The organism is Pseudomonas sp. Fl5BN2 (assembly GCF_009908205.1).
In the GTDB taxonomy this organism is placed as follows: Bacteria; Pseudomonadota; Gammaproteobacteria; order Pseudomonadales; family Pseudomonadaceae; genus Aquipseudomonas.
In genome coordinates this window covers 214,769-227,265 of sequence record NZ_JAAARL010000002.1, presented here as the reverse complement: position 1 = coordinate 227,265, position 12,497 = coordinate 214,769, and the positions used below count along the sequence as shown (strand labels likewise).

Annotated in this window: 12 protein-coding genes; 9 read left to right on the top strand and 3 right to left on the bottom strand. The window is 62.0% G+C overall.

The features are described 5' to 3' along the window. Positions 1–954, top strand: a complete 954-nt coding sequence (locus tag GV819_RS03380) for a LysR family transcriptional regulator (protein ID WP_161753501.1) — start codon at positions 1–3, stop codon at positions 952–954. An 84-nt stretch (positions 955–1,038) separates the two neighbouring features. On the opposite strand, the gene GV819_RS03375 is transcribed toward GV819_RS03380, so the two are convergent. Together GV819_RS03375 and GV819_RS03370 are read right to left on the bottom strand one after the other, a co-directional pair. After that, positions 1,039–1,446 carry a PA2817 family protein gene (locus GV819_RS03375; RefSeq protein WP_161753499.1) on the bottom strand — a complete coding sequence of 136 codons (408 nt, stop codon included), beginning with the start codon at positions 1,444–1,446 and terminating at the stop codon, positions 1,039–1,041. An 86-nt stretch (positions 1,447–1,532) separates the two neighbouring features. Further along, positions 1,533–3,980, bottom strand: a complete 2,448-nt coding sequence (locus tag GV819_RS03370) for an acyl-CoA dehydrogenase (protein WP_161753497.1) — start codon at positions 3,978–3,980, stop codon at positions 1,533–1,535. Between the two features lie 227 nt (positions 3,981–4,207). Between GV819_RS03370 and GV819_RS03365 the strand changes: the two genes are divergently transcribed. The 4 genes from GV819_RS03365 (at position 4,208) to GV819_RS03350 (ending at position 7,374) form a co-directional block, all read left to right on the top strand. Continuing rightward, positions 4,208–4,867 (top strand): transglutaminase-like domain-containing protein, encoded by a 660-nt coding sequence (locus tag GV819_RS03365; protein ID WP_161753495.1) that lies wholly within the window; start codon positions 4,208–4,210, stop codon positions 4,865–4,867. A gap of 42 nt (positions 4,868–4,909) precedes the next feature. Beyond that, the gene (locus tag GV819_RS03360) at positions 4,910–5,533 is read left to right on the top strand and encodes a glutathione S-transferase family protein (protein WP_161753493.1); all 624 of its coding nucleotides are present in this window, start codon (positions 4,910–4,912) and stop codon (positions 5,531–5,533) included. A 132-nt stretch (positions 5,534–5,665) separates the two neighbouring features. Then, a complete protein-coding gene (locus tag GV819_RS03355) occupies positions 5,666–6,598 on the top strand; it encodes an ABC transporter ATP-binding protein (protein ID WP_161753491.1) in 933 nt (310 codons plus the stop codon). Next, entirely contained in the window at positions 6,595–7,374 is a 780-nt protein-coding gene (locus GV819_RS03350) for an ABC transporter permease (protein ID WP_161753489.1), read from the top strand. The genes GV819_RS03355 and GV819_RS03350 overlap by 4 nt, the downstream gene beginning before the upstream one ends. Before the next feature lie 53 nt (positions 7,375–7,427). Here GV819_RS03350 and GV819_RS03345 read toward each other — a convergent pair whose 3' ends face one another. Then, positions 7,428–7,943 (bottom strand): DUF2062 domain-containing protein, encoded by a 516-nt coding sequence (locus GV819_RS03345; RefSeq protein WP_161753487.1) that lies wholly within the window; start codon positions 7,941–7,943, stop codon positions 7,428–7,430. A gap of 139 nt (positions 7,944–8,082) precedes the next feature. On the opposite strand from GV819_RS03345, the gene GV819_RS03340 reads away from it, so the two are divergent. The 4 genes from GV819_RS03340 to lpxK all read left to right on the top strand — a co-directional run bounded on the left by GV819_RS03340 (position 8,083) and on the right by lpxK (position 12,487). Beyond that, positions 8,083–10,314 (top strand): DNA internalization-related competence protein ComEC/Rec2, encoded by a 2,232-nt coding sequence (locus GV819_RS03340; protein WP_161753485.1) that lies wholly within the window; start codon positions 8,083–8,085, stop codon positions 10,312–10,314. A 102-nt stretch (positions 10,315–10,416) separates the two neighbouring features. Next, a complete protein-coding gene (locus GV819_RS03335) occupies positions 10,417–11,052 on the top strand; it encodes a MotA/TolQ/ExbB proton channel family protein (protein WP_368668862.1) in 636 nt (211 codons plus the stop codon). Beyond that, entirely contained in the window at positions 11,049–11,477 is a 429-nt protein-coding gene (locus tag GV819_RS03330; protein WP_161753481.1) for an ExbD/TolR family protein, read from the top strand. Before GV819_RS03335 ends, GV819_RS03330 begins: the two co-directional genes overlap by 4 nt. After that, entirely contained in the window at positions 11,477–12,487 is a 1,011-nt protein-coding gene (gene lpxK / locus GV819_RS03325) for a tetraacyldisaccharide 4'-kinase (protein ID WP_161753479.1), read from the top strand. The genes GV819_RS03330 and lpxK overlap by 1 nt, the downstream gene beginning before the upstream one ends. Positions 12,488–12,497: the final 10 nt, after the last annotated feature.

Genomic DNA, 12,497 nt, shown 5'->3' with positions numbered 1-12,497 from the left:
ATGAGCATAAATCTATCCCTGCCTTTGCTGGCGGAAATGGCGATCTTCGTCAGGGTCGTGGAGACCGGCAGCTTCTCCGAGGCTGCGCGCCAGTTGGGCTCGTCACCGTCGGCGGTGAGTCGCAGCATCTCGCGCCTGGAGAAGGCCCTGGCCACGCGTCTGCTGCAGCGCACCACCCGCAAGCTGCGTTTGAGCGATGGCGGCGAGGAGGTTTTCAAGCGCTGCAGCGAGATGGTCAGCGCCGCCCGTTCGGTGATGGAGATCAGTGGCCAGTTCACCCATGAGGCCGAAGGCGTGGTACGGGTCAGTGTACCCAAGGCGGTGGGGCGTTTCGTGGTGCACCCGCACATGCCGGAGTTTCTTCGGCGCTACCCGAAGGTGGATGTGGAGTTGCTGCATGAGGACCGCGATGTCGACCTGATTGATGACAATGTCGACCTGGCGATTCGCATCACCGATCGTCCGCCGCCGGGGTTGATCGGTCGTCAGTTGTTGCGCATCGATCACCTGCTTTGCGCCACGCCGCAGTACCTGGCGGAGCATGGCACGCCCGTTCACCCTCAGGATCTGCGCCAGCACAGTTGCATCTACCTGGGGGAAACCTCCAGCGATGCGCGCTGGAAATTCACCCAGGGCAGCAAGGCGGTGACGGTCGGTGTGCGCGGGCGTTATGCCGCCAACCACACCGGGGTGCGCCTGGATGCGGTGCTGCAGCATCTGGGCATTGGCAGCCTGCCGTATTTCACCGCACGTCATGCCTTGGAGCAGGGGTTGATCGAGCAGGTGCTGCCGGAGTGGACCTTCCTGGCGTCCTACCACGGCGGCGCCTGGTTATTGCATTCGCCGACCCGCTACCTGCCGCCGAAACTACGGGTGTTCATCGACTACCTGGTGGAATGCCTGGCCAGGGAGCCAACCCTGAATCGGCCGGGCAAAGCGGAGCGCGCTCCGTAGGCGCAGGCTTGCCAGCGAAAGCCCGGCACAAAAAAAGGCCCGTCGGTCAAACCGGACGGGCCTTGGCTGCGGCAGGCGCAGCTATCAGTGCTTGCTGTCTTGGGCGGAGAGTGCCAGCAGCTGCTTTTCCTGGTTCCAGTCAAAGGGTTCGTCGTTCTGCTCGGCTTCGAAGCGACGCTCTTCCAGGGCTTGGTACAGGTCGATCTCATCATCGGGCATGTAGTGCAGGCAGTCACCGGCGAAGTACCACAACAGGTCGCGAGGCACCAGGTGAGCGATCTGCGGATAGCGCTGGATGATCTGGCACAGCAGGTCCTGGCCCAGGTACTGGCTTTCGATCGGGTCGATCGGCAGCGACGCACGCAGTTCATCGAAACGTTCCAGGAACAGGGCGTGGCTTTCTTCGGGAACCTGTTCGGCTTCTCCCACGGCTACCAGGATGCTGCGCAGGTGGTCCAGGAGGACGAGGTGATCGGCGACGACGTTGGACATGACAGGGTCCTCAAGAGCAAAACGGGCGCGGGAGTATATAGCTCCCGCGCCCGGTTTCATAATCGACCTGCCGCGAGGGCGCCCGCCTAGCGGGTCTTGCCCTCGCTCAAGGTCAGTTGTTCCTTGGCGAAGTCATCCACATCGATGACTTTGCGCCGCGCCGCTTCGGCTTCGCGCAAGGTTTGTGCCTCGGCCGCCTGCAGCACACCGGCCTCCAGTGCTGCGTCGATGGCCGATTCGCCAGCAGCTGGTTTGACCTGGCCACTTTTCAGCGCTTCGTGGAGTTTCTTCTGCTGTGGCTGGGCTGCACTCAGCAGGTTGCAGGCGTGTTGCAGGGCGCCCACCGGGTCGTCTGTGGATTGTGGGCGGTAGCAACCGGCAAGTACCGCTTCCAGCGCCGGATCGCCCTGGGCGCGACCGATGATCGCCGCCACTTCGGCATCCAACTGGTCCGAGGGGCCTGTATGGCGACGGCCGAAGGGGAACACCAGCACTCGCAGCAGGCAGCCGAAGACGCGATTGGGGAAGTTGTTGAGCAATTCATCCAGGGCGCGCTCGGAATGGCCGAGGCTTTCTTCCATGGCCCAGGCCAGCAGGGGATGCAGGTATTCCGGGGAGTCGAGATCGTGATAGCGCTTGAGTGCCGCCGAGGCCAGGTACAGGTGGCTGAGCACGTCGCCCAGGCGTGCGGACAGGCGTTCGCGACGTTTCAGTTCGCCTCCCAGGAGCATCATGGACAGATCGGCCAATAGGGCGAAGGCCGCCGCCTGACGGTTCAGCGCACGGAAATAACCCTGGCTGATCTTGTCGCCAGGGGCGTGTTCGAAGTGGCCGAGACCGAGGTTCAGCACCAGGGTGCTGGCGGCATTGCTCACGGCAAAACCGATGTGCTTGAGCAGCAGGGAGTCGAACTCTTGCAGTGCCTGCGCATGGTCTTCGCGTCCGGCCAGGGCCATTTCCTTGAGTACGAACGGATGGCAGCGGATCGCCCCCTGGCCGAAAATCATCAGGTTGCGCGAGAGAATGTTGGCGCCTTCCACGGTGATGAAGATCGGCGCTCCCTGCCAACTGCGGCCCAGATAGTTGTTGGGCCCCATGATGATGCCCTTGCCGCCGTGCACGTCCATGGCGTGGCTGATGCATTCGCGGCCACGCTCGGTGAGGTGGTATTTGAGGATCGCCGACAGCACCGAGGGTTTTTCCCCCAGGTCCACGGCATTGGCGGTGAGCATGCGCGCACTGTCCATCAGCCAGGCGTTGCCGCCGATGCGGGCCAGAGCTTCCTGGATTCCTTCGAAGGCGGCCAGTGGCACATTGAACTGTTCCCGTACCTGAGCGTATTGGCCGGTCACCAGGCTGGTGAACTTGGCGGCGCCGGTACCCACGGCGGGCAGCGAGATCGAGCGGCCCACCGACAGGCAGTTCATCAGCATCATCCAGCCCTTGCCGAGCATCTCCTGGCCACCGATAAGGAAGTCCAGGGGAATGAACACGTCCTTGCCGGAGTTCGGGCCGTTCATGAAGGCGGCGCCCAGGGGCAGGTGGCGACGGCCGATTTCCACCCCGGGAGTATCGGTGGGAATCAGTGCCAGACTGATGCCCAGGTCTTCCTGATCGCCCAGCAGATGGTCCGGATCGTGAGCCTTGAAGGCCAGGCCGAGCAAGGTCGCTACCGGCCCCAGGGTGATGTAGCGCTTTTCCCAGTTCAGGCGCAGGCCGATGGTTTCTTCACCCTGCCATTGGCCTTTGCAGATGATCCCGGTGTCGGGCATGGCCCCGGCATCGGAGCCGGCCAGTGGGCCGGTGAGGGCAAAACAGGGGATGTCGTCACCTCGGGCCAGGCGCGGCAGGTAGTGATTGCGCTGCTCATCGGTGCCGTAATGCAACAGCAGTTCTGCCGGGCCGAGAGAGTTGGGCACCATCACGGTGGACGCCAGGTCGCCGCTGCGGGTGGCCAGTTTCATCGCCACCTGAGAGTGGGCGTAGGCGGAGAAACCCTTGCCGCCGAATTCCTTGGGAATGATCAGGGCAAAGAAGCCATGTTCCTTGATGTGCGCCCAGGCTTGGGCTGGCAGGTCCATGTGCTGGCCGATCTGCCAGTCGCTGACCATGGCGCAGAGTTCTTCGGCGGGGCCGTCGATAAAGGCCTGCTCTTCTGCAGTCAACTGAGCCTTGGGGTAGGCCAGCAAGGTGTTCCAGTCCGGACGACCGCTGAACAGTTCGCCGTCCCACCAGACCGTGCCGGCATCGATGGCATCGCGCTCGGTTTGCGACATTGGCGGCAAGACCTTTTGAAACCAGCTGAACAACGGTGCGCTGAAGTATTTACGCCGCAGGTCGGGCAGCAGCAGAGGGGCGACAACCGCTGCCAGCAGTACCCAGAAAACCAGTAGCAGCCAGCCGGGAGCATGGTTGAACGCGCCCATGGCCAGCAGGTACACAGCGACTGCGCCCATGGCGGGCAGGGGAGAGATGCGACGGTGCGCCAGATAGGCAACGCCAACCAGCAGAACCAGTATCCACAACAACAGCATATTCAATCCTCCATGAAGCCAGGGGTCCAAATCACCTCAGAGCTTAGTCGGCCTCCGACAAAGCGGGTGATCAGGGCGCTGTGGGTGCAGCGCTAGCCTTTGTGGGTGGGCCAGGCGTTTCAAGCCCGGTTCGTTTGATCAAGCAGGCCATGATCTTTGGCCGAAACGTCGTTATCTCTGGGCCGGGTGCCTCGCTAGACTCCAGGCTTCACTCGGAGGTTATGCCCATGCTCGAGTATCTGCGTCCCAGCCGCTTCATCGATAGTGACCACCCGGCGGTGGTGGAGTTCGCCGAATCTCATCGCGGTGCGGACCGTGACCCGGTGCAGCAAGCGGTGAGCCTCTATTACGCAGTGCGCGAAGCCGTGCGCTACAACTTCTACTCCTTCAATCGCGATCCCGAGACCCTGCGGGGCAGCCATGCTCTGGCCAGCGGCGAAAGCTATTGCGTGCCCAAGGCCACATTGCTGGCCGGCTGTGCCCGGCACTGCGGGATTCCGGCGCGCATCGGCCTGGCAGACGTACGCAATCATCTGTCGACGCCACGTCTGCTGGAATTGCTGCGAAGTGATGTGTTCGCCATGCACGGCTATACCGAGATGTTCTTGCAAGGACGCTGGGTCAAGGCCACTCCGGCGTTCAATCAGAGCCTGTGCGAGTTGTTCGATGTGGCGCCGTTGGATTTTGATGGCGTGCAGGACAGCGTTTTTCATCCCTTCAACCGCCAGGGTGAGCAATCGATGGAGTATCTGGTGGACCACGGGCAGTTCGCCGATGTGCCGGAAAACTTCTTCTTTGCCCACCTGGAAAAATGCTATCCGCACCTGTTCGGCGAGCCGTTGACTGGCTCATTGGGGGATATGCACGGCGATTTGAGTCGTGGCTGATCAGGCGTAGACTGCCCCGGCATTCATTACTGAGGGATGGTCATGCTGAAGATCTGGGGTCGCAAGAACTCGTCGAATGTCAGGAAGGCACTCTGGTGCGCTGAGGAGCTGGGGCTGGTCTACCAGTCCCTGGACGCCGGTGGTGCCTTCGGTGTGGTGGATACCCCGGAGTACCGGGCGCTGAACCCCAACGGGCGTATCCCGCTGATTGAAGACGAAGGTTTCGTCCTCTGGGAATCCAACACCATCGTGCGTTACCTGGCAGCCCGGCATGCCGCGAACACTCACTGGTATCCCGCCGATGTGCAGGTTCGGGCCAGTGCCGAGAAGTGGATGGACTGGACCACCTCGACATTCGCCGAACCTTTCCGGCAACTGTTCTGGGGCGTGTTGCGCACCCCGGCGCCGCAGCAGGACTGGGAGCAGATCAACGCCGCCAAAGCCATTTGCAGCGACCTGCTGTCTCGGGTTGATCAGGCGCTGGCCGAGCAACCTTATCTGTCGGGAACGGAAATCGGTGTCGGTGATATTCCCTTGGGCAGTTTCATCTACGCTTGGTTCGAGATGCCCATCGAGCGACCGTCGCTGCCGCATCTGGAGGCTTGGTACCTGCGTCTGAAACAACGTCCGGCCTATCGCCAGGCGGTGATGACCGCGTTGACTTAATACCCACTATCAACACGCGTGACTGTACTTGCACGGCGTCGGCACGCAACATGGCGTGCGTCCAGCGTCGTTGCAATCCAGCCGGGCTGCCCTTACTTATAAAACTCCCCCTTCTTGGTGCGTAAATCCGATATGAGTTCCGCTCTGTCCATCCGGCAGCTAACCAAAACCTACGGCAACGGTTTCCAGGCCCTGAGTGGTATCGATCTGGACGTCGCCGAAGGTGACTTCTTCGCCTTGCTCGGCCCTAACGGGGCGGGTAAATCCACCACCATCGGCATTCTCTCGACCCTGGTGAACAAGACCAGCGGCAGCGTGAATATCTTCGGCCACGACCTGGATCGTCAGCCGGCGGCGCTCAAGCGCTGTATCGGCGTGGTGCCGCAGGAGTTCAACTTCAACCAGTTTGAGAAAACCTTCGACATCGTCGTGACCCAGGCCGGCTACTACGGCATTCCGGCGAAAATCGCCAAGGAGCGGGCCGAGCAGTACCTGACCCAGCTCGGCCTGTGGGACAAGCGCGATGTGCCGTCGCGCTCCCTGTCCGGCGGGATGAAGCGCCGACTGATGATTGCCCGCGCGCTGGTTCACGAGCCGCGTCTGCTGATCCTCGACGAGCCCACCGCCGGGGTCGACATCGAGCTGCGTCGTTCGATGTGGACCTTCCTCACCGAGCTCAACCAGAAAGGCATCACCATCATCCTCACCACCCACTATCTGGAAGAGGCTGAGCAACTGTGCCGCAACATCGGCATCATCGATCACGGCACCATTGTCGAGAACACCAGCATGCGCCAGTTGCTGAGCCAGCTGCATGTGGAGACCTTCCTTCTCGACCTCAAGCACGACATGAGCGTGGCGCCACAACTGGTGGGCTACCCGAATCGACTGGTGGACAGCCACACCCTGGAAGTCCAGGTGGACAAAGCCGTGGGTATTACCGCGCTGTTCGGCCAGCTGGCCTTGCTGAACATCGAGGTCTTGAGCCTGCGTAACAAAACCAACCGACTTGAGGAGCTGTTCGTGTCCCTGGTGGAGAAGAATCTGTCGAAGGTGGCGGTATGAGTTCCGAGCTGCAACCCAACCTGGTGGCCTTGAACACGATCGTTTATCGCGAGGTCCGACGTTTTACCCGGATCTGGCCGCAGACCCTGCTGCCTCCGGCTATCACCATGGTCCTGTACTTCGTCATCTTCGGTAACCTGATCGGTCGGCAGATCGGCGATATGGGTGGTTTCACCTATATGGAGTACATCGTGCCGGGCTTGATCATGATGTCGGTGATCACCAACTCCTACGGCAACGTGGTATCGAGTTTTTTTGGCAGCAAGTTCCAGCGCTCCATCGAGGAGTTGATGGTATCGCCGGTGTCGCCTCACACCATTCTTGTCGGCTACACCCTGGGCGGGGTCCTGCGGGGTCTGATGGTGGGGGTCATCGTGACCCTGCTGTCGCTGTTCTTCACTTCGCTGCAGGTGCATCACCTGGGCGTGACTGTACTGGTGGTGGTGCTGACGGCGACGATCTTCTCGCTGCTGGGGTTTATCAACGCGGTGTTTGCGCGCAACTTCGACGATATCTCGATCATCCCGACCTTCGTGCTGACGCCTCTGACGTACCTGGGCGGGGTGTTCTACTCGATCACCCTGCTGCCGCCGTTCTGGCAGACGGTGTCCCTGGCCAACCCGGTGCTACACATGGTCAACGCCTTCCGTTTCGGCATCCTGGGGGTCTCGGACATCAAGATCAGCGTGGCCATTACCTTCATGCTGGTGGCCACTGTCGTGCTGTATCTCGGATGTGCCCGGCTGTTGGTCAGCGGGCGTGGCATGCGTCAGTAAACCGTTTCGCCGAGTGATGAAAACGGCCTCCCTTGGGAGGCCGTTTTCGTTGGTTACTGGCGCTTTTGCTTGCGTCTGTGCCATTGGCGTCCTACCCACCAGCGCCAATACAGCATGGTCAGGCAATAGGCGATGGCCCCCAGCACCAGTCCAGCCACTACCGAGCCGAGGAGGAAGGGCTGCCACAGGGTGCTGAGCTGGCTGCTGATCCATTCCCAGGTCAGCTCGTCGGGCAGGCTGCGTGGCGGTACATTCATCATCCAGGCGCCCAGTTGATAGGTGCAGAAGAACACCGGCGGCATGGTGATAGGGTTGGTCAGCCAGACCAGGCTGACGCTGATGGGCATATTGCCGCGCAGCCAGATGGCCAGAACTGCCGCCAGCAGCATCTGCATCGGGATCGGGATAAAGGCGGCGAACAGGCCTATGGCCATGGCTCGGGCCACCGAATGCCGATTGAGGTGCCAGAGGTTGGCGTCATGCAGCAGAGTGCCGAGAAAGCGTAAGGACTTGTGTTCCCGGATGCTGGTCGGATCTGGCATGTAGCGTTTGAATAAGCGCCGGGGCATAAGGCTTCTCGGTCGGGTCAGGCCGCGATTATGACCGGATTCTAGTCGGCGAAAATTCAGACATTGTGACAAATGATAAAGCCGCCCCGCGCATTCTCGGCTAAGCCAAGAGTAGGGACTGCCAAGGATGGGCTGGCTGATGCGTACAGGAATGCTGGCGCTGGCTGCGGGGCTGCTGGCACTGGGTTTTCTGCCGGTATTGCCGCCGGGCTGGCTGTTGCTGCTGATGGCGATACTGGCACTGATGCTGCTGCCGTTTCGTACACATCCAGTGGCATTTTTTCTCTTCGGTTTCACTTGGGCTTGTGTGTCCGCGCAATGGGCACTGGACGATCGTTTACCTGTGCGCCTGGACGCGCAAACCCGCTGGCTGGAGGGGCGGGTCAGCGGCTTGCCGGAGCGGGGAACGGGTGTGGTGCGTTTCGAGCTGCAAGATTCCCAGTCCCGGCGCGAGCGTCTGCCGCGGCTGATTCGTCTGGCCTGGCACGGCGGCCCGGCAGTCAGCAGCGGTGAGCGCTGGCGGTTGGCAGTCAAGCTCCGGCGCCCGGCGGGACTGTTGAATATTCACGGCTTTGATTACCAGGCCTGGCTACTGGCCCGGCGCATCGGTGCTACCGGTACGGTCAAGGATGGGCAATTGTTGGCGCCGGCTGCTCAGGCCTGGCGCGACGGGTTGCGTCAGCGAGTGCTCGGGGTAGAGGCCCACGGTCGGGCCGGTGGTCTGGCGGCGCTGGTGATGGGCGATGGTTCAGGGCTGACGCGGGAAGAATGGCAGTTGTTGCAGGACACCGGCACTGTCCATCTGATGGTGATTTCCGGGCAACACATCAGCCTGTTGGCCGGCGTGATCTACCTCGGGGTGGCCGGGCTGGCCCGTTATGGTGCCTGGCCCCAGCGCTGGCCGTGGCTGCCCTGGGCCTGTGCCCTGGCCTTTCTCGGGGCGCTGGGTTATGGCCTGTTGGCGGGGTTTGAGGTGCCGGTGCAACGTGCCTGCATGATGGTCGCCCTGGTACTGTTCTGGCGTTTACGCTTCCGTCATCTGGGGGCATGGTGGCCCTGGTTGCTGGCGCTGAACGCAGTGCTGCTGTTCGAGCCCCTAGCCAGCTTGCAGCCCGGGTTCTGGCTGTCCTTTGCGGCCGTGGCGATCCTGATTTTCACCTTCGCCGGTCGCCTGGGTACCTGGCGCTGGTGGCAGAGCTGGACCCGAGCCCAATGGCTGATTGCCATTGGCCTGTTGCCGCCGCTGCTGGCCCTTGGCTTGCCTATCAGCCTCAGTGGGCCGCTGGCCAACCTGCTGGCTGTGCCCTGGATCAGTCTGCTGGTCCTGCCGCCGGCTTTGCTGGGCTGTTTGTTGCTGCCTGTACCTTATGTAGGTGAAGGGTTGTTATGGCTGGCCGGTGGGCTGCTGGATCTGTTGTTCCGCTTGTTGGGGTGGATCGCCGGGTTGTGGCCGGCCTGGGTGGCGCCGCTGATTCCCCTTTGGTTATGGGGCCTCAGTACCTTGGGCGCGTTGTTGTTGCTACTGCCCAAAGGGATACCGCTGCGGGTCCTGGGCTGGCCGCTGTTGTTGCTGGCGGTCTGGCCGCCGCAGCACCGGGTGCCCCACGGCGAGGTGGAGGTCTGGCAGCTGGATGTGGGGCAGGGGCTGTCGTTCATCCTGCGTACCCGTGATCACGCGATGCTGTATGACGTCGGTGCACGGGTCGCCGATTTCGACCTGGGGGAGCGGGTGGTGCTACCGACCCTGCATCGGCTCGGAATCAAGCGTTTGGACCTGATGTTGCTCAGCCATGCTGATAATGATCACGCCGGTGGTGCGCTGGCGGTCCAGCGGGGCATGCCGGTGGCCCAGGTGCGCAGCGGCGAGCCCGAGGGGTTGCCCGTCTCCCTGCAGTCGGTTGCTTGCGAGTCCGGCCTGAGCTGGCGATGGAACGGCGTTAACTTCACCCAATGGCAATGGTCGGCCGCCACGGACGGCAACCAGGCCTCCTGTGTATTGCAGGTCGAGGCGGGCGGTGAACGCCTGTTGCTCACCGGCGATATCGATGCCCGTGCCGAGCGGGCTTTGCTCGATAGCCCGCTGGCGCTTCACACTCACTGGTTGCAGGCGCCCCATCATGGCAGTCGCACCTCGTCATCCGTGGCCTTGCTCCAGCGCCTGATGCCGGCGGCGGTACTGATCTCCCGGGGGCAGGGCAACGCCTTTGGCCACCCTCATGCCCAAGTGTTGGCACGCTACCAACGGCTGGGTGTAGCGATTTATGACAGCGCCGAGCACGGCGCACTGAAGCTGCAACTGGGCACTTTCGCTCCACCTGAAAGCCTGCGGGCGCAGCGGCGTTTCTGGCGCGAGTCACCAGCAATACCTTAAATAACCGAGAGTTATTAAACCCCGTGAACATGCGACATCACGGTCTTCGGTGCGTCCAGCCCCTATGTTAGAGTGGCGCACTTTTTCGAGGGGACTGTCACTGTGTGGGAATTGGTCAAATCTGGCGGCTGGATGATGTTGCCGATCATTCTGAGTTCCATCGCGGCTGTAGGCATCATTGCTGAGCGTTTGTGGACCTTGCGGGCCAGCCGTGTCACCCCGCCCCATCTGCTGGGCCAGGTCTGGCGCTGGATCAAGGACAAGCAGCTCGACAAGGAAAAGCTCAAGGCTCTGCGCGCCGACTCGCCCTTGGGTGAGATCCTGGCGGCAGGGCTGGCCAACTCCAAGCATGGTCGCGAGATCATGAAGGAATGCATCGAAGAGGCCGCGGCCCGAGTCATTCACGAACTGGAGCGCTACCTCAACGCCCTCGGCACCATCGCCGCCATGGCTCCTTTGTTGGGCCTGCTGGGCACCGTGTTGGGCATGATCGATATCTTCAGCTCGTTCATGGGCTCGGGCATGACCACTAACGCCCATGTGCTGGCCGGTGGTATTTCCAAGGCTTTGATCACCACCGCTGCGGGCCTGATGGTGGGGATTCCTTCGGTGTTCTTCCATCGCTTCCTGCAGCGTCGGGTCGATGAGCTGGTGGTGGGCATGGAGCAGGAAGCGATCAAGCTGGTGGAAGTGATCCAGGGCGACCGTGATGTCGACCTGGCTGAGGGCAAAGCGTGAAATTTCGGCGCAAACCCCGGGAAACCGTGGACATCAACCTTGCGTCACTGATTGACGTGGTGTTTATCCTGCTGCTGTTTTTTGTCGTGACCACCACCTTCACCCGGGAGACCGAGTTGCGTGTCGACCTGCCGGAAGCGGTCAGTGGCTCGCCGGCCGAAGACCAGCAGGTCAAGCAACTGGACATCGCCATCAGCGCCGACGGGGTGTTCTCGGTGAACAATCAGGTGCTGCCCAAGAACGATCTGACAACCCTGATCGATGCGCTACAGAAGGAGTCCGCAGGCGACACCAACCTGCCGCTGTCCATCAGTGCCGATGGCAAGACTCAACATCAAGCGGTGATCACTGCCATGGATGCGGCCGGCAAGCTCGGCTTCAGCCACCTGCGCATGACCACCGTCGAGGCGGCTGCGGCACCCTGATGGCACTTTCCGATCGTCTGCTCGCCGCCTGGTACAACGGCCATCCCGCGCTGAAATTGCTGCAGCCCCTGGAATGGCTGTACCGCCGCGTAGTGGTGGGCAAGCGCCAACGTTTCCTGGCCGGCGAAGGGGAGATCTATCAACCACCGGTGCCATTGATTGTTGTGGGCAATATCACTGTCGGTGGCACCGGCAAGACGCCGTTGATCCTGTGGCTGGTAGAGCACTGCCAGCGCCTTGGCCTGCGGGTCGGGGTGGTCAGTCGGGGCTACGGTGCCAAGCCGCCACAGCTGCCTTGGCGGGTTGGCGCCGAAGACGCTGCCGAGGTGGCCGGCGACGAGCCGCTGCTGATTGTCCAGCGCTGCGGTGTGCCCTTGATGATCGACCCGGATCGCAGTCGCGCAGTGCAGGCCCTGTTGGCTGCCGAGCGGCTGGACCTGATTCTCTCTGACGATGGTCTGCAGCATTACCGCCTGGCCCGTGACCTGGAGCTGGTGCTGATCGATGCCGCCCGCGGTCTGGGCAATCGTCGCTGCCTGCCTGCCGGTCCCCTGCGTGAGCCGGTGGAGCGCCTGCAAAGCGTCGATGCGCTGCTGTACAACGGCGCCGCCGATGATCGCGCCGACGGTTTCGCCTTTCACCTCAAGCCTTCGGCGCTGGTCAATCTACAGACCGGCGAGCGCTACCCGGTGCAACACTTTGCTCCAGGGCAGGCGCTGCATGCGGTGGCCGGTATCGGCAACCCTCAGCGTTTCTTCAATACCCTCGAAACGCTACACTGGCGGCCTGTCCCCCATGCATTTGCCGATCACGCCCAATACAGTGCGCAGGCCTTGGCTTTCACCCCGTCATTGCCGTTGGTCATGACCGAGAAAGATGCGGTCAAGTGCCGTGCTTTCGCGGCGGCCGACTGGTGGTACCTGGCGGTCGACGCGGTGCCGTCACCGGCCTTCATCGCCTGGTTCGATACCCAGTTGATGCGCCTGCTGCCTGATCGTCTATTGCCTTAATACGCTTCTA

Bases quoted from the DNA above. Each gene is read 5' to 3' on its own strand.
- GV819_RS03365 (WP_161753495.1), top strand. From the start codon at position 4,208: ATGCTCGAGTATCTGCGTCCCAGCCGCTTCATCGATAGTGACCACCCG.
- GV819_RS03340 (WP_161753485.1), top strand. From the start codon at position 8,083: ATGCGTACAGGAATGCTGGCGCTGGCTGCGGGGCTGCTGGCACTGGGT.
- GV819_RS03355 (WP_161753491.1), top strand. From the start codon at position 5,666: ATGAGTTCCGCTCTGTCCATCCGGCAGCTAACCAAAACCTACGGCAAC.
- GV819_RS03350 (WP_161753489.1), top strand. From the start codon at position 6,595: ATGAGTTCCGAGCTGCAACCCAACCTGGTGGCCTTGAACACGATCGTT.
- GV819_RS03345 (WP_161753487.1), bottom strand. From the start codon at position 7,943: ATGCCCCGGCGCTTATTCAAACGCTACATGCCAGATCCGACCAGCATC.
- GV819_RS03370 (WP_161753497.1), bottom strand. From the start codon at position 3,980: ATGCTGTTGTTGTGGATACTGGTTCTGCTGGTTGGCGTTGCCTATCTG.
- GV819_RS03380 (WP_161753501.1), top strand. From the start codon at position 1: ATGAGCATAAATCTATCCCTGCCTTTGCTGGCGGAAATGGCGATCTTC.
- GV819_RS03360 (WP_161753493.1), top strand. From the start codon at position 4,910: ATGCTGAAGATCTGGGGTCGCAAGAACTCGTCGAATGTCAGGAAGGCA.
- lpxK (WP_161753479.1), top strand. From the start codon at position 11,477: ATGGCACTTTCCGATCGTCTGCTCGCCGCCTGGTACAACGGCCATCCC.
- GV819_RS03375 (WP_161753499.1), bottom strand. From the start codon at position 1,446: ATGTCCAACGTCGTCGCCGATCACCTCGTCCTCCTGGACCACCTGCGC.